The 15,684-nt window shown below is 60.6% G+C and carries 15 protein-coding genes, 1 pseudogene and 1 riboswitch; of the genes and pseudogenes, 10 read left to right on the forward strand and 6 right to left on the reverse strand.

Features of this window, described 5'->3' with window-relative positions; translation table 11 throughout:
- Positions 1 to 9 precede the first annotated feature (9 nt).
- The gene (locus IEX27_RS14420; RefSeq protein WP_188721784.1) at positions 10 to 996 is read right to left on the reverse strand and encodes an ABC transporter substrate-binding protein; all 987 of its coding nucleotides are present in this window, start codon (positions 994 to 996) and stop codon (positions 10 to 12) included.
- Between the two features lie 370 nt (positions 997 to 1,366).
- On the opposite strand from IEX27_RS14420, the gene IEX27_RS14425 reads away from it, so the two are divergent.
- From IEX27_RS14425 to IEX27_RS14450, 6 genes are all read left to right on the forward strand, one after another.
- Positions 1,367 to 1,765: a GFA family protein gene (locus IEX27_RS14425; RefSeq protein ID WP_188721785.1), complete on the forward strand. Its 399-nt coding sequence runs from the start codon at positions 1,367 to 1,369 to the stop codon at positions 1,763 to 1,765.
- Positions 1,766 to 1,899: 134 nt separating this feature from the next.
- A complete protein-coding gene (locus IEX27_RS14430; RefSeq protein WP_188721786.1) occupies positions 1,900 to 2,220 on the forward strand; it encodes a DMT family transporter in 321 nt (106 codons plus the stop codon).
- 41 nt (positions 2,221 to 2,261) lie between these two features.
- Positions 2,262 to 2,368, forward strand: a riboswitch (TPP riboswitch).
- A 173-nt stretch (positions 2,369 to 2,541) separates the two neighbouring features.
- Positions 2,542 to 3,303, forward strand: a complete 762-nt coding sequence (locus IEX27_RS14435; protein ID WP_210315543.1) for an ABC transporter permease — start codon at positions 2,542 to 2,544, stop codon at positions 3,301 to 3,303.
- Positions 3,290 to 4,030 (forward strand): ABC transporter ATP-binding protein, encoded by a 741-nt coding sequence (locus IEX27_RS14440; protein ID WP_188721787.1) that lies wholly within the window; start codon positions 3,290 to 3,292, stop codon positions 4,028 to 4,030. The genes IEX27_RS14435 and IEX27_RS14440 overlap by 14 nt, the downstream gene beginning before the upstream one ends.
- A complete protein-coding gene (locus IEX27_RS14445) occupies positions 4,027 to 5,034 on the forward strand; it encodes an ABC transporter substrate-binding protein (protein WP_188721788.1) in 1,008 nt (335 codons plus the stop codon). Before IEX27_RS14440 ends, IEX27_RS14445 begins: the two co-directional genes overlap by 4 nt.
- Complete coding sequence (locus IEX27_RS14450) at positions 5,031 to 6,248, forward strand: NtaA/DmoA family FMN-dependent monooxygenase (protein WP_188721789.1); 1,218 nt, start codon at positions 5,031 to 5,033, stop codon at positions 6,246 to 6,248. Before IEX27_RS14445 ends, IEX27_RS14450 begins: the two co-directional genes overlap by 4 nt.
- Before the next feature lie 3 nt (positions 6,249 to 6,251).
- On the opposite strand, the gene IEX27_RS14455 is transcribed toward IEX27_RS14450, so the two are convergent.
- The 4 genes and pseudogenes from IEX27_RS14455 to IEX27_RS21670 all read right to left on the reverse strand — a co-directional run.
- Positions 6,252 to 7,448 (reverse strand): MFS transporter, encoded by a 1,197-nt coding sequence (locus tag IEX27_RS14455; RefSeq protein WP_188721790.1) that lies wholly within the window; start codon positions 7,446 to 7,448, stop codon positions 6,252 to 6,254.
- Positions 7,449 to 7,552: 104 nt separating this feature from the next.
- Positions 7,553 to 8,761 (reverse strand): BaiN/RdsA family NAD(P)/FAD-dependent oxidoreductase, encoded by a 1,209-nt coding sequence (locus IEX27_RS14460; RefSeq protein WP_188721791.1) that lies wholly within the window; start codon positions 8,759 to 8,761, stop codon positions 7,553 to 7,555.
- Positions 8,762 to 8,889: 128 nt separating this feature from the next.
- Positions 8,890 to 9,582: a substrate-binding domain-containing protein gene (locus IEX27_RS14465; protein ID WP_244630381.1), complete on the reverse strand. Its 693-nt coding sequence runs from the start codon at positions 9,580 to 9,582 to the stop codon at positions 8,890 to 8,892.
- A 60-nt stretch (positions 9,583 to 9,642) separates the two neighbouring features.
- Positions 9,643 to 9,819 (reverse strand): annotated as a pseudogene (locus tag IEX27_RS21670) (helix-turn-helix domain-containing protein); the annotation flags it as partial.
- Positions 9,820 to 10,198: 379 nt separating this feature from the next.
- On the opposite strand from IEX27_RS21670, the gene IEX27_RS14470 reads away from it, so the two are divergent.
- The 4 genes from IEX27_RS14470 to IEX27_RS14485 all read left to right on the forward strand — a co-directional run bounded on the left by IEX27_RS14470 (position 10,199) and on the right by IEX27_RS14485 (position 14,650).
- Positions 10,199 to 12,262: an FAD-dependent oxidoreductase gene (locus IEX27_RS14470; RefSeq protein WP_188721793.1), complete on the forward strand. Its 2,064-nt coding sequence runs from the start codon at positions 10,199 to 10,201 to the stop codon at positions 12,260 to 12,262.
- A gap of 66 nt (positions 12,263 to 12,328) precedes the next feature.
- A complete protein-coding gene (locus IEX27_RS14475) occupies positions 12,329 to 13,258 on the forward strand; it encodes a YbhB/YbcL family Raf kinase inhibitor-like protein (RefSeq protein WP_188721794.1) in 930 nt (309 codons plus the stop codon).
- 44 nt (positions 13,259 to 13,302) lie between these two features.
- On the forward strand, positions 13,303 to 14,061 hold the full coding sequence (locus IEX27_RS14480; RefSeq protein WP_188721795.1) for a cytochrome c: 759 nt from the start codon (positions 13,303 to 13,305) through the stop codon (positions 14,059 to 14,061).
- A gap of 130 nt (positions 14,062 to 14,191) precedes the next feature.
- Positions 14,192 to 14,650: a hypothetical protein gene (locus IEX27_RS14485; RefSeq protein WP_188721796.1), complete on the forward strand. Its 459-nt coding sequence runs from the start codon at positions 14,192 to 14,194 to the stop codon at positions 14,648 to 14,650.
- A 68-nt stretch (positions 14,651 to 14,718) separates the two neighbouring features.
- Here IEX27_RS14485 and trhO read toward each other — a convergent pair whose 3' ends face one another.
- Positions 14,719 to 15,651: an oxygen-dependent tRNA uridine(34) hydroxylase TrhO gene (gene trhO / locus IEX27_RS14490; RefSeq protein ID WP_188721797.1), complete on the reverse strand. Its 933-nt coding sequence runs from the start codon at positions 15,649 to 15,651 to the stop codon at positions 14,719 to 14,721.
- Between the last annotated feature and the right edge of the window lie 33 nt (positions 15,652 to 15,684).

Raw genomic sequence — 15,684 nt, forward strand, 5'->3', positions numbered from 1 at the left:
CGATGTTATTTACTGGCCTAGGACCTCATCAACCCAACGGTCAACAAGACGCTGGCGGTTGTCTGAAGCGAAAGAAGGATCGTAGGAAACGAGCTTGATGTCTTTAAGCGTAGGAATACCTTCGCCAGCGCTTACATCCGAACGGATCGGAAGGAAATAGGTCTTGGCTGCGGCAAGTTGCTCCTGACCTTCGGCGGAAGTCATCCAGTCGACAAGCTTCTTGGCGTCGTCGAGGTTGTTTGCGCCCTTGAGGATCGACATGGCGGCGACCTCATAGCCCACGCCTTCCGACGGGAACACGACCTTGACGGGGAAGCCTTCGTCCACAAGCTTCAGGAAGCCCGGAGAGAACTGGAGAGCGATCGGCGTTTCGCCAACACCCAATGCGCCGGACGGTGCGGTACCGCTCTGCGTGTAGGTCTGGATGTTCGGGTTCAGAGCCTTCATGTATTCAAAGGCTGCGTCCTCGCCCCAGAGCTGGGTGAGTGTGAGGATCACGGCATAGGCAGTGCCCGAAGACTGGGGCGACGGCATCTGGATGAGGCCCTTGTAGGCTTCATTCTTCAGGTCTTCCCAGGAGGCAGGCACCGGTGCGCCACGGCTTTCCAGCAGGTCCGTGCGGACGCCGAGAGCCAGCGGGTTGGTGTAGATCGCGTGCCAGTTGCCGTTGGCATCCTTGAATTCGTCGGTCAGGTCGCCAGCGTTTGCGGAGACGTAGGGCTCAACGAGACCGCGTTCAGCGGCAAGGATGTGGTTCTCGCTCGGTGCGCCGAACCACACGTCGGCCTGCGGGCGGTTGGCTTCCGCTTCGATACGCGACATGGCCGGGCCGGAAGACAGGAAGACCATGTCCACCTTGACCCCGGTGGATTCGGTGAAGGCCTTGAGGATAGCCGAGGCATTCTCTTCATCAACACTGGTATAAACGGTAAGCGCCTGTGCGGAGCCGACCATCATGAGCATGCCGGTCACGGCGGCAAGAAGTTTCGTTTTCATCGTTCCCTCCGAATACGCGGCATAAGTGCCGCATTTTTCGTGATCCATAAGCTATTCCAGCGGGATAGGCGCGGTCAACGAAATCACTCCCGAGGCAAGAAGACGAAGCTGAACGGTTATGGAGCCTCCGATTTCTCGGTAGATCTAGCGCTGCAGGGGTTTCAATGCCTTGAAAGCTGCGGTTTCGCGGCACTCATCTCCGTCCATGGCGCGCGAAATAGCTCGCTTGTTGACCGGGCCATGAGGGAGCGTGTTCTCAACAACAATTATGACGCATGTAGTTAGCGCGATATGCTTTCCAGAGCAGAGACGCGACCTAAGTGATGCAGAGACAAGGGCGGGTGCAGCCGCGTGTTCAAGGGAGAGAAGGATGGAGAGGGTCACCGGAAGCTGTCTGTGCGGTGCTGTTCGGCTCGAGGCCCAGGGGCAGCCCTATCGCGTCGGCGTCTGTCATTGCTTCGACTGCCGCAAGCATCATGGAGCGCTTTTTCATGCGTCTGCGATATTTTCTGCGGAGGCGGTGACGGTTCAAGGTGAGACGCGAGATTACGAGGGCAGGTATTTCTGCCCGCGCTGCGGGTCTTCAGTGTTCGGGCGATCGGACGACGAGGTGGAGGTCAATCTGGGTGCTCTCGATGAGATCGATCAGTTTGTACCGACCTACGAACTCTGGACCATCCGCCGCGAGTCATGGCTGCCGGAGTTTCCGCACATGAAGCGTTATGAACGTGATCGCACGGGCGAGAGCAGGTACGAAGGGGGCGTCTGACGCGCCACACTTGCCTGTCAGGCTGGAGAATCTTATATGAGAGTCGGGGTGGACGACCACTCCCCAACAATTCCCACGAATTGCATTTGGATGACCAATCCGGGACGACCCGGCTTCAAAAAGGAGGCCGAGGCGTGGCCTGGTTGATACTGTTTGTTGCTGGCTTGCTTGAGGTTATCTGGGCCTTTTCGATGAAAAAGTCGGAAGGGTTCTCGCTGCTTTGGCCGAGCGTGATCACGATTGTCGCCATGGCAGGCAGCGTCTGGCTGCTTGCCATCTCGATGAAGAGCATTCCGCTCGGAACTGCCTACACGATCTGGACCGGCATAGGCGCTGTCGGTGCGTTTCTCGTCGGCATCGCCGTGCTGGGCGAGGCCGCGTCGCCAATGCGCTGGCTTGCGGCCGCTCTGATCGTCTCCGGCCTCATTCTCATGAAGATGTCCAGCACGAGCTGAGTGAGTGGATTGACTTCGTACCGTTCATTGGCAATTGTACCGTCACATAACAGGGGTGCTCCTAGCGGGGCTGAGATGCGCGGGTACGCGCGAACTCTTCAGAGCTGATCCGGATAATGCCGGCGGAGCGAGGCAGTGATGACTTTTCGGCACAGTAGTGCACACGCGTCCAACACGGTTTGGACTTCCTCATCAAAGCAGACTGGGTGCAGCCGTTCCGCCTGATCCGTCGGGAGACTGACATCGCGTGTCGCGAGCTGGCCGCCAGGCGGCTCAATCCCGACACACGACCTCCATTCACTTTGCTGCAGGAAGTTTGTGTTGTTGCGTTCCAATGCCCTCGCCATTCTCGTCATGCTGGCACTGCTTCTTCTTTGGGAAGCCTATTGCCGGATGAGCGGGGTCACGCCGCTGGTCCTGCCGGCACCGAGCGACGTCTTACGAAGTCTCTATCTGAACGCGCATGAGATCTCCGGACATGCACTTGCCACCATCGGTGTAGCAGCGCTGGGGTTCAGCATGTCCGTCACCTTTGCTTTCCTGACCTCGATCGCGCTCCACTTCACGCCAACGCTGGAGCGGGCGTTCATCCCCGTCTTTGTGGTGAGCCAGACGATCCCGCTGGTGGCGCTCGCTCCACTGATGATCCTCTGGTTCGGCTTCGGTGTGCTGCCGAAGATGCTGCTGGTCATCCTCGTGACGTTCTTCCCGATCCTGCTCAGTCTGCTTTCCGGTTATCGACAGGCGCCGAGGGACTTCCTTGATCTCATGGCTTCCATGGGGGCAGGGCGGCTGCAGCGTTTTCGCCGGGTGACCCTGCCTTCGGCGAGGCCGGCGTTCTTCGCTGGGCTGCGGATCTCGGCCACCTACGCGATCGTCGCCACCATCTTCGCGGAATATGCGGGAGCCCGGTCGGGGATCGGCATCTACATCCTGCAGGCCAAGAACAATTTTCGCGCGGATCTCGTGCTGTCAGCTGTGGTCGTGTCAGCCGTGCTGACGCTGGCGCTGCTGGGTTTCCTGCGGCTCATCGAATGGTGGACTGATCCTGAAACGCGGAGGCGGCGTCATGCTCCGGCTTGAGGATCTCGAAGTCCGCGTGGCAGATACGCTGCTGCTCGGACCGATCTCGCTCGAATTGCGCGAGAACCAAGTCACCTGCCTCATCGGCCCGTCCGGCTGCGGCAAGACCTCGGTCATCAAGTGGATGGCGGGCATCCTGCCGCCCGAAATGAAGGCCAGTGGTACGCTGACGCTCGATGGCACGCCGGTTGAGAGGCACGACCGGTTTCTCTCCTATCAGCCGCAGAGCGATGCGCTGTTTCCGTGGCTCACCATTGGCGAGAACGTCTGCCTCGGGCTCGAAGTTGCGGGCATGTCGCGCGGGGAAGCCTGGGCGAAGGCCGCACCGCTATTCGAGCCATTCGGGCTCAAGGGCACGGAGCATCTTTTCCCGCGACAGCTTTCAGGCGGCATGCGCCAGCGGGCGGCGTTCCTGCGCACCATCGTGCAGGACAGCCGCTACATCCTGCTCGATGAACCTTTTTCGGCGCTCGATGCCGTCACGAAAATCCGCATGCAGGAATGGCTGGTGTCGCGGCTGGAGGCCGATCCCCGCGGCGTCCTGATGGTGACGCACGACCTGCATGAGGCAAGCAGGATTGCCGACAGGCTGCTCGTCATGAGCTCGCGCCCAGGCCGCATCATGGCCGACCTGCCCATCAACCTTCCACGCGGCCAGCGCAGCGAGACCGCACTGGCCGACCTGCGAGAACACTTGAAAACATTGCTACTGGAGGACGAAACATGATCCGGACCCTGTTGATGTCAGCCCTGCTGCTGGTGCCGTTGGCGGCCAGCGCGCAGGACAAGCCGGAAGAAGCGAAGGACCTGCAGAAGGTCAGCGTCGCGCTGGACTGGATGCTCAACACCAATCACGTGGGCATTATCGTTGCGCGGGATAAAGGCTTCTATGCCGAGAATGGTCTGGACGTGGAGGTGCTGCCCTATTCGGACACGAACTCGGCGGCGTTGCTGGCTTCCGGCTCGACTGAATTTGGGTATGTGGCAACGCTGGCCTACCTCAGCGCGCGGGCTTCTTCGCCTGATCTGACAGCGCTCTGGGTGACCATGCAGCACGAGACGGGACGGCTGGTCTATAATTCCGATAATGAAGCCATCAAGCGTCCGGCGGACCTCTCGGGCAAGACCTATGCCGGGTTCGGAAGCAATTGGGAAAAGGCGCTGATCAGCACAATGATCCGCACCGATGGTGGTGAGCCGGTATGGGATACCGTGACGCTGAACACCGGCGCTTACGAGGCGCTGGCGGTCGGCCGCGTTGACTTCACGCTTGAAGTGGCGACCTGGGAAGGTGTGAACGGCGAGCTTCTTGGGCGCAAGCAGAGCTGGTTCAACTATGCTGACTATGGCGTGCCGGACCAGCAGAACGGCTATATCGCCACGACGACGAAGATGCTGAACGAGCAGCCAGACACCGTCAAAGCTTTCATGCAGGCGACACTCAAGGGCTATGAATTCGCCGCCGACAACCCGGCAGAGGCTGCCGAAATCATGCTCGCGGCCGGGGACTTCCCGAACCCCGAGCTGGTGCGCGGTTCGCTGAAGCTAATTTCCGAGGGCAAGTTCCTGCGCGACGGCGACACGCCGGTCGGCAAGATCGACCCGGCACGATTTGCGGGCATGGTGAAATTCCTAGCAGAGAACGAGGTACTCAAGGACAAGGACGGGAACGTTCTCAAGGATCCGGGCGACGTCAGTTCCTGGTACAACGAGGACTGGCGCAAGGAATGATCTTCAATCTGGTCGTTTTTGGCCATGGCAGTCATGAGGCTGCCTGGCGAAGCCCGGAGGCGCAGGCGACTGCGCCGCTGGACCTTAGCCACTGGACAGCGTGCGCGAAGCTTGCCGAGGCGGCGGGCTTCGACGGGCTGTTCCTGGGCGACATTCTTTGCCTGCAGGATCATCCGGAGGTCCACCCATCCGAGGCGCTCGATCCGCTGATGGTGCTTGCTGCGGTAGCAGGCGTAACCGAGCGGTTGACGCTCATCGGCACGGCGTCGGCGAGCTTCAACCATCCGTTTCATCTCGCCCGGCGAATTCTGAGCCTGCATCATCTCACCAGGGGACGTGCCGGCTGGAACATCGTTACCTCGTCCTATGCGCAGGAAGCGGCCAATTTCGGCTGGCCGAAGATGCCGGAGACGCCAGAACGATACGCTCATGCGGAAGATGTCGTCAACGCCGTCAAGGCGCTGTGGGACAGCTGGGATGGCGTGACGCGCGTCGCGGACAAGGAAAGCGGGCGGTGGCTGAACCAGGCGCCGCAGACGGTCAAGCGGGAAGGGCGGTTTGGTGCAATCAACGGTGCGCTGAACCTGTCGCCGGAGCCGTGGAGCCGACCGGTGCTGGCGCAGGCGGGGTCATCGCCGGAGGGGCTCGCCTTCGCCGCCCGTCATGCGGATCAGGTGTTCACCGTGCAATCGGATATCGGGCAGGCCAGGGCGTTCCGTGAGCGGTTGCATAAGCTGGCTGTTGAGGCTGGGCGAAATCCGCAGGACATCAAGGTGCTTCCGGGGCTGGTGCCGTTCATCGGTGAGACCAGGGAGGATGCGGAAGCGCAGCTGATGGCTCTCTCAGCCCACAATTTCATGGAGCATCTGGTCACCAAGCTTGAGCGCTTTACCGGGCTCGATCTGAGCGGCGCCGATCTTGACGCTCCGCTGAAGGCTTCAGCAAAGGACCTTCCGCGGAACAGTTTCAGCAATTCCCGCGCGAGGCTGCTTCTGGAGGTGGCGGAGCGAGAAGGGCTGACCCTGCGGCAGCTGGCCGTCCGCTTCGCCGCTGGGCGGGGTCATCTTCTGTTTGTCGGAACGGCCGAAGAGCTCGGCCGCGTGATGCGGGATTGGATCGAGGCCGGTGCCTGCGACGGCTTCAATGTCATGCCGCCGCAATTGCCAGTTGATCTCTCGTGCCTCAAGGAACAGTTCGAGGCGCTGCGAAAGTAGCGCCTACCGGTGACCCGGAAGGCGCGGCAGCAGGATCGTCAGCAGGCCGAGCAGCGGCATGTAAGAGCAGATGTCATAGACGAAGTCGATGCCTTGCCGGTCTGCGAAATAGCCGAGGCCAGCTGCAGCGATGCCGCCGAAGCCAAAGGCAAAGCCGAAGAACAGGCCGCCAATCATGCCGACGCGTCCCGGCACCAGTTCCTGCGCGAAGACCACGATGGCCGAAAAGGCCGAGGAGAAGATGAAGCCGATCACCACCACCAGGACCGCCGTCCAGAACAGGTTTGTGTAGGGCAACAGGAGCGCGAAGGGAATAACGCCAAGGACCGAGAACCAGATGACGACGCGCGCGCCGTAACGGTCGCCGATCGGACCGCCGAGGAAGACACCCGCAGCGGAAGCCGCGAGGAACAGGAACAGCAGAAGCTGCGCTTCCTGAACATCCACGCCGAACTTCTCGATCGTGTAGAAGGTGAAATAGCTGGAGATGCTCGCCAGATAAGCGTTCTTCGTCGCCGTCAGAAGTACCAGCACGAGGAGCGTCATCAGCACGGTGCTACGCGGCAGCGGCAGCGTGCGGTTCACCTGGCGGTGGGCCGGGTTGCTGCGCCGGTGACGGCTGTACCAGATGCCGACCCAGGTCAGCAGGCCGAAACCAGCAAGCGCCACGATCGAGAACCAGCCAAGGCTTTCCTGTCCGCGCGGAATGACAATGAAGGCAGCGAGCAGCGGGCCGATCGCCGATCCGGCATTGCCGCCCACCTGGAACACCGACTGAGCAAAACCATGGCGTCCGCCCGAGGCGACGCGGGCAACGCGCGAGGCTTCCGGATGGAAGATTGCCGAGCCCACGCCGATGAGGCCAGCGCCGAGGACCAGAACCGGAAAACTGTGCGCGAAAGCAAGCGTGATCAGGCCCACAAAGGTCGAGAGCATCGCCGATGGCAGCGAATAGGGCATGGGCCAACGGTCGGTGACAGTGCCGACCACCGGCTGCAGGAGTGACGCGGTCACCTGAAAGGCGAAGGTCAGAAGGCCGATCTGCACGAAATCGAGCGCATAGCTTTCCTTCAGCAGCGGATAGATGGAGGTCAGCAGCGACTGCATGATGTCGTTCAGCATGTGGCAGACGCTAGTCGCCGCAATGATTGAAACGACCGCCTGCTGCGGTCTGCTCACGCTGTCGGTGATCGTGGCCATGGGTTGCCTGTAGGTAGGGGATACTTTTGGGCTATCCCTTACACTGTTCTTTGTCGCCCTGCATCATAGTTTAGATGTATAATGACGGGGATCCTCGACCATATCTATCGGCCGCGCTCTGCAATGGCCGTGCCTGCGGCCCAGCCCGACGACCATGCCCACTGGAAATTGTAGCCGCCAAGCCAGCCGGTTACGTCCACCACCTCGCCAATGAAGAAGAGGCCTTTAACGGCCTTCGATTCCATGGTGCGGGAGTCGAGGCCATCCGTATCCACACCGCCGAGGGTTACTTCCGCTGTCCGGTACCCCTCAGAGCCGATAGGGTAGACCTCCCAGCCCTGCAGAATGGAGGCGATTTCGCCAAGCTTGCGATCGCTCGTTTCGCCCATGGCGCCCGTCCACTTGTGCAGCTCGGCCAGGTAGGATGCGAGGCGCTTCGGCAGGATTTCGCCGATTGCAGTGGCGATGCTCCGCTTGCCGTGGGTACGCTTCGACGCGCAGAGCGCTCCTGCGATATCGGTGCCCGGCAGGAAGGTGACGCGGATCGGTTGCGTCTCGCGCCAATAGGAAGAAATCTGCAGAATGGCGGGACCGGAGAGACCGCGATGGGTGAAGAGCAGCGCTTCCTCAAAGCTCGTCTTGCCACAGGAAATGCGCGCGGGTGCGGAGACGCCGGCGATCTCGCGGAAGCCCGCGAGCATGTCCTCGCCGAAGGTCAGCGGCACCAGCGCCGGTCGGGTCTCCGTGACGGCGACGCCAAACTGGCTCGCGAGCTGATAGCCTAGTCCCGACGCACCCATCTTGGGAATGGACTTGCCGCCCGTGGCGACAACCAGATTGCGGCACTGAATTCTTGCCGCGCCATCGCCTTCAAGCACGACAGAGAAGCCGCTGCCGTTCTGCTGGACCTCGGCCACACGGGTGTTGAGACGCATCTCTGAGCCGTGGCGCGCCATTTCGTCCAGAAGCATCTGGATGATGTCCTTCGCGGAATTATCGCAAAAGAGCTGGCCCAGCGTCTTCTCGTGGTAGGAGATGCCGTATTTTTCGACCAGCGTGATGAAGTCGTGCTGGGTGTAGCGGCCGAGCGCGGACTTGGCGAAATGCGGGTTCTTCGACAGGAAGTTGCGCGCTGACGTTCCGATGTTGGTGAAGTTGCAGCGCCCGCCGCCGGAGATGCGGATCTTTTCTCCGGGGGACTTTGCGTGATCAACGATGAGAACGCGTCCGCCTCTGGCCGCTGCATGGCTGGCGCACATCATTCCGGCTGCGCCTGCGCCGAGGATCAGGGTGTCGAAGGTCTCGTTTAGCATGGAGAACGGCTACCGTTTCAGCTGCTCAGAACTGGCGTTGAAGGGAATAGCCAAAGCCATCCATCCACTTTCGTGCCGCTATAGGATAGTACGGGGTCGCAGACAACATGAGCGCGTCGGGCGCGGCGTTATGCCTGCAGAGCTGGCTCCGCGACCGGCAGTGTCAAGTGCGCTTCCAGCATGAGGTTCTTCAGGAAGTCGGAGATCGCCAGAGCCCAGGGCTCTGCCTTGTGCTCGATGCGAACCGCAACTTCGACCATTCGGGTATCCGTGTAGCCGATGATCTTCTGCATGACGAGTTCGCCACGCAGATACTCGTCCCGGATCGATCCCATGGAAACTATCGAGGTTCCGAGCCCCCGGCAGAGCAGGGAACGCCACACGGCGATGGATTCCACATGGCGTTCCGAGTCCAGTTTCAGGCCAGATGACCGAGCGGCCTGCTGGGCAACGCGCCAGGAGGCGCTGTTCTGGCCGTAGAAGACCAAAGGCGAGGCTAGCACTTCCTTCACGGTGATCGTAGGAGCACCACTTGAGATCTCCGGCGCGCAGACGAAATAGAACTCGTCCTCGAGCAGAGGCGTTACATGCACCTCGGAATGCCTGGGAAGGTTCCATCCAATCATGCAATCGAGTTCGCTGCGTTCCAGTCGCTGTTCCAGCTCGTGCGTCCAGCCTTCCACGAGTCTCAGGTTCGGGGTCCCCAGCCAGGTAGCGGCCCCTTCCAGCGCTTCAACCCCGATAAGGCGGGAAAAGGCCGGAGGTGCGCCAAGGCGGATCTCACGCACCGCAGGGTCTTTGCGGATAAATGTCTTCTCCATGGTCGCGACAAGATCAAGAATTTGTGATGCCAGCGGGAGAAGGTCTTTACCGACCGGTGTGGGGACGATTCCACGTGAGTGACGGGTCAAGAGCGGCGTACCCACCAGATCTTCAAGAAGGCGAATCTGCAGACTGATGGCCGTGGGCGTTACGTGCAACAGTTCCGCAGCACGGGTAATACTCCCCGCTCCGGTTACTGCCGTAAAATACTCCAGCTGCTTTATTGATATGCCCATACCCCATTAAGGGCATGGTTTTTGTTTGATGCAAGTTTTTCTTCAGGCTCCCTGTAGAATTTTAAGATGGACAGTAGTGTGTACGAGCCATAGCGTCCTGATGAAAGTTTCGAAGGTTCCTCCGCTCCCTACATCGAGGTGGAAATTAGATAACTTATTTTGGCACCTTATCTCGTTAAGTAAAAATACTTACTCCTAAAGGCTATCGGTACACGGGTTTCGCCTGTGTGTTTGCGTGCGACTGTATAGTCTAGCGGATGCTTTTCTTGAGGTGGCTGACGTTGGCGAAAGCCGACGGGATGGAAGTTGTCTGATTAATTGAGGCGGCGGTGGTGTCGGCTACGACCCAGGAGGGGGTCGGATTTCCAAGGAGGAGAGCATGAGAAAGAAAGACAAGGAAAGACGTCTCGAGGAGGAGGCCAAGAAGGCCTTGAGCCGCCGCGAGTTCTTCAAGGCGGGTGCTGCTGCAGGCGTTAGCGCAGCAGCATTGGGCGGATCGGTGGCCGTTGCCTCTGCAGACCATTCCGAAGAGGCGTGGGACTATGAGTATGACGTCGTGATCTGCGGTGGTGGCTGCGCAGGCATCACCGCTGCCATCCGCGCACGTGATTCCGGCGCGTCGGTGCTCGTCGTCGACCAGAACTACGATCTCGGCGGCCGTATGTTGCACTCGGGCTCGTTCCTGTCGCTTGGTGGTGGTGATCCCATCCAGAAGCGCGACATGGCTGGCGAGGCCGATGCGGAAGGCTTCATCACGGTTCCGCCGGTTGAGGATCCAGCCGAGCTCGATGACAGTGTCGAGTTGCTCTTCACCGACGTTACGGATTGGTCCGTTGTCGACGGCAAGGCACAGTCGCCCTACCGCTACAACGAGCGCGAGATGATGCGCGCATGGGCGGAAAACTGCCCGCCAACCCGCCAGTTTCTGATGGACAACTACGTCCGGTTTACCCGTGTCAGCGGCACACACGGCGGCGGCGGTCTGAGCCGTGCCCGCGCGCCGTACTGCTTCCTGATGCTCGGTGACAAGACCGACATCAAGGCTGGCACCATCACGCGCGAAGACGCAGGTGTCGCCGACTTTGAACGCACCAGCCCGTTTGCTCCGGTGCAGATGGAAGACGCAACGCAGTTTGTCGGGCCAGACGCCGTTCGCAACGGTGTGGCACTTGCTCGCCCGCTGGAGTTCTCGGCCCGTGAAAAGGGCGTGCACTTCATGCTGCACCGCGCCTTCATCGACCTCATCCGCGAGAAGCCGTTCGAGGGTCGCGTCACCGGTATAACTGCAGAGTACCGGCCGCGCGTGCATCCGAAATCCGGTGAACGTCTGGAAAGCTTCTGGCAGCTCGGCAATATCGATGAACGTCGTCCAAACCTCCGCATCCGTGCCCGCAAGGCCGTTATTCTTGCATCCGGCGGTCATGCGGGTAATCCGGAAGTCCGTAGCATGTTCTATCCGGCCATGCGCGACCCAGCGTTCCCGACCTCCGGTAGTGCCTTGCAGGGTCCCGGCGGCCAGGATGCGACTGCACTGAAGGCTGCGCTGAAGATCGGCGCCAACCTCGCTGGCATGCAGCAGAACCTGTCCTACCCGACCACCTACCATATCGCGACGACGCTGGGTACTCGCGACGCCTATACGAACATGATGCCGGGCCATCCGACGTTTGTGTTCCGCGGCTCCGCAGGCGTCAACGTCGGTAACGCCGGGTTCGAGGAGTTCATTGCTGTCAACCAGGTCGGCAAGCGCTTCTTCAACGAAGTGCGCCTGCCGAAGCGTCCGGCCGGCAACCGCTATCCGGGCGATGGCGCTGCTCCGGGACGCGGGCTGGAGCACAAGCCGCTCGACTGGCGCAACTGCTCGGCCGAGTGGATCCGCCAGAGCTACAACTACGATCACGGCCTTGATGCGGCTCTCGCAATGAACGAAGGCTCGCGCGCACCGAACTACTACTCGGGGCCGATCTGGGCGATCTTCGACGAGGACGCCATTGAGCGGACGGGCTGGGAGCTTCGTTTCCCCTACGTCAATGAAGAGAACGGCTATTTCTTCAAGGCGGAGTCAATCGAGGATCTGGCTGCAAAGATCTACGCGCGCCATCCTTATCAGCGCGTGCCGCTCGCTTATCTTGGCAAGACGATCGAGACGTGGAACGGCTATGTCGCGGCCGGTGCGGATCCGGAATTCGAGCGCGAGAAGGACGCGCCGATGTACGCGATCTCCAAGCCGCCGTTCTATGCGCTGTCTATCATGGTCATCTGGCACGACAGCTACGGTGGTCTGCGTTGTAACGGCCGTCAGCAGGTCATCGACATGGAGGGCAAGCCGATCCCGGGCCTCTATGCTGGTGGCGAAGCTGTCGGTGGCTTCAACAAGCATGGTCTGGGCAAGGGGCATGTTCAGGGCTTCATAGCCGGTACGCATGCCGCCCAGGAGGGCTAAGTGACTGGCCGGCCGGCAGGGCATCCTGCTGGCCGGTTTCATTTCGGCATATGAGTGAAGAAGACCATGGAAACTGAAGATCAAGAAGTTGAGGTCGGTCCGCATCTTGTCGTCACCGCGAGCCCGGAGCAGGTCGAACCATTCGGCGAGATCATCCTGACCGCCCGCCTTGAAACCCCCGAACCCATGGATGTGGAGGGGGAGGTTGTATTCTACGACGCTAGCGGCGCAGAAGCCGGCCGGGCAGCACTTGCAGGTCGCTACGCCCCTGAACCCCTGACGGCGAAGCTGGAGCGTATGGCTCCCTCAGAACCCGGGTCGCAGACCTGGACCGCGCGCCTTGAAAGCGATGATTGTGATTGCGAGGAAGCGGAGTTCACCGTCACCATCGCCCCGCACCCGATCAGCGTCACGGTCTGGGACATTCCCTCGGCGATCGAGCAGGGCATCACATTCCCGATGACCATCGGGCTCAAGTGCCCTTGCGGTTGTGAGGTAAAGGGATGGTCGTTCCGGCTGCTGAATGGCGAGGGTCAGGAAATCGCGGCCGGCACGGTAGGCGACGAGCCATGGCCCGGTACCACGTCGCTCTTCTATACCTGCATCGATCTCGATGCGCCTTCCGTGGAGGGTCACCACGAATGGGCTGTCGTGGCGCTTCCGTCGGAGGAAGCAGAGGTCCCGCATGCCGAGCGCAAGCTGGCGGTGCACCTGAACGTTACGCGGGCACCGGAAGTGACGCTTCGCATCGAGGCTTTCGACGCGGCAACCAACGCGCCCGTGCCGAAAGCCAAGGTCGTCGTGCATCCCTATCGCGGATGGACCAACGAAGAGGGCGTCGCCGAAGTGCGGCTGCCGAAGGGCGCTTATACGGTCTTCGTGTCCAGAGCTCCGTATTTTGCCTTCAAGAGCAATGGCGAGATTACCGAAGACATGACTCTGAGAGCGGAGATGTTCGAGGACCGGGAATACTCTGTGAGCGAGCTGTGGGCATAGCGATGCGGGAGCAAAGCTGCCCTACACCGACGGGGAAAAAGAACATGAAAACGATATTGAACGCGATGCTCGCGGCGGTAGGGATGATCTGCATCTCACAGGCACCGGCATCCGCACAGGGTGCCGACGCTTCGCTCATGGAGCAGGGCCAAAAGCTCTTCAACCATAACTGTGCGATCTGTCACGGAAATGATGGCCGGCCGAAGGCCAACGAATTTCCAAGTCTCGCCAGTTCGTCCAGCCTGGAGGATGTTGAGACGATTGTCACCAATATCCACCAGGGGGTGGCGATCATGCCTCCCTTCCCATGGTTCAGCGATGAGGAGGTTGCTGCGCTGGCGAGCTACGTGCGAAACTCGTTTGGAAATTCATATGGCCAGGTCAGCGCGAGCGATGTGGCAGGCATCCGGGGCAACCTGGAGCCGGGCGGTGCCGTGCGGTCGATCTGGGATGGCGTTTACACCGAAGAGCAGGCAAAGCAAGGGCAGACGGTCTACAACGGCGCCTGCGGGCTCTGCCATGGGCGCCGCCTCGACGGTGTTCCGGAAGACAGGGACATGCTGCCCGGACCACCGCTTGCCCGGGCCAAGTTCCTGCGCAACTGGGACGGCCGCTCACTCGGCGCGCTCTATTCCTACACGCGCTGGACCATGCCGAAGAGCAATCCCGGCTTTGCGAGCGAAGAAGACTATGCGGCCATGCTGGCTCATATGCTGAAACTCACCGGAGCTCCGGCCGGCGATACGCCACTGTCGACGGATCCACTGGAGACTGGCCTTATCCGCATAGGCCCGAAGCCGTGACGCGGAGTGTGGGGCTTGATGTGAGACAGGGTTCCGGTTCGCGTTGAGCCGGAACGCATTGAAGGGAGCGTTCAGCGGACGCTTCGGTCATGTGGGTCACAACTGCAGGGTGGAGGAGGTTGGTAACGCGATGACGATAGTTGGAGCCACCCATCCCGTGTCAGGAAGGCTAGATCATTTCAGTGTTTCACAGAAACGCTGTGATGATCTAAGCCATTGTCTTAACGCAATTACGGACGGAAAACCGGTTCCCACTTTTGCTGAAATTGCTCCAGTCCTGGCGGGACTCTTTCTCCCATTCCTGTTTGCAGCCCCTGCTTTCGCGCAGCAGGGAGCAGCGCCGGAAGGCGCCGCGGGGGAACTGCGCTGCATGGTGAACGGCTATGATGTCGTTCTCATCAACGACAGTGCGGAAAACCTTCCCGCTGGAACCGTCATTAGCTGGTCTGTGCCGCGGGTGCGCGTCGGCGCGGACTATACTCTCACGCGTCCTCTTCCACCTTCCCAGTCGCAATTCCTGGTGGCCGTGATGGGCTCGAATTATACAAGCCCACGCGTGCCGTGCGTGGTAGAAGCCCGCAAGCCGTAGCAGGTATCGGGTTTATCGTTTACTTGCGGTTCCGGACGAAAACCGGTGCGCACCTTCCCTGGAACCGCTCAGCTCCCGATGTGGCTCACGCCCTTCTTTGCAGCGAGCTTCACCTGCTTCTGGCGTTCGCGGTAGCGGGCGCGGTCTTCCGGCGTGCGCTCGTCATAGCAGGCGGCACAGGAAACACCTTCTTCGTAGTACTGGTGCAGCTTGTCCTCGGCGTGGATGGGACGGCGGCAGGCACGGCAGAGTTCGACGTCGCTTTCCGTGAGGCCATGGCCGACAGCGACGCGCTCGTCGAAGACAAAGCATTCGCCTTCCCAGAGGCTCTTTTCGCGGGGCATTTCCTCAAGATACTTCAGGATGCCGCCCTTAAGATGGAAGACGTCATCGAGGCCAAGGCCCTTCACGTAAGCAGTGGCCTTTTCGCAGCGGATGCCGCCGGTGCAGAACATCGCGATCTTCTTGCCCTCAAGCTTCTCGCGGTTCTCTTCCACCCACTTCGGAAATTCCCGGAAAGTCTTGGTGTTTGGGTTTTCGGCGCGCTGGAAGGTGCCGATCGCGACCTCATAGTCGTTCCGCGTGTCGATGACGATCGTCTCTTCGTCTGAGATCAGATCGTTCCACTCGGTTGGCGAGAGATAGGTACCCACCGTCTTCAGCGGATCGACATCCTCGACGCCCATGGTCACGATCTCCCGCTTCAGGCGGACCTTCATGCGATGGAAGGGCATGGCGCTGGCGTAGGAGTATTTCAGTTCCGGGTCTGCCAGCTCGGGGATTGATTCAATATAGCGGACCAGTTCGGCAATGGCCTGAGCGGAGCCCGCGACGGTACCGTTGATGCCTTCGGCGGCGAGGAGCAGCGTTCCCTTGATCCCATTGCTGGTGCAGAGATCGAACAGTGGCTGCTGCAATTCCTGGTACTGCGGCAGGCGGGCGAAGCGATAGAGCGCCGCGACAGTGAACGGCAGATTGCTGGTTTGCGCCTTACTTTGCATGCGTGGCCTCGAACGTCGAAAACCCCGGGTCGG

Source organism: Nitratireductor aestuarii (assembly GCF_014641695.1).
GTDB classification, from domain to species: Bacteria; Pseudomonadota; Alphaproteobacteria; order Rhizobiales; family Rhizobiaceae; genus Chelativorans; species Chelativorans aestuarii.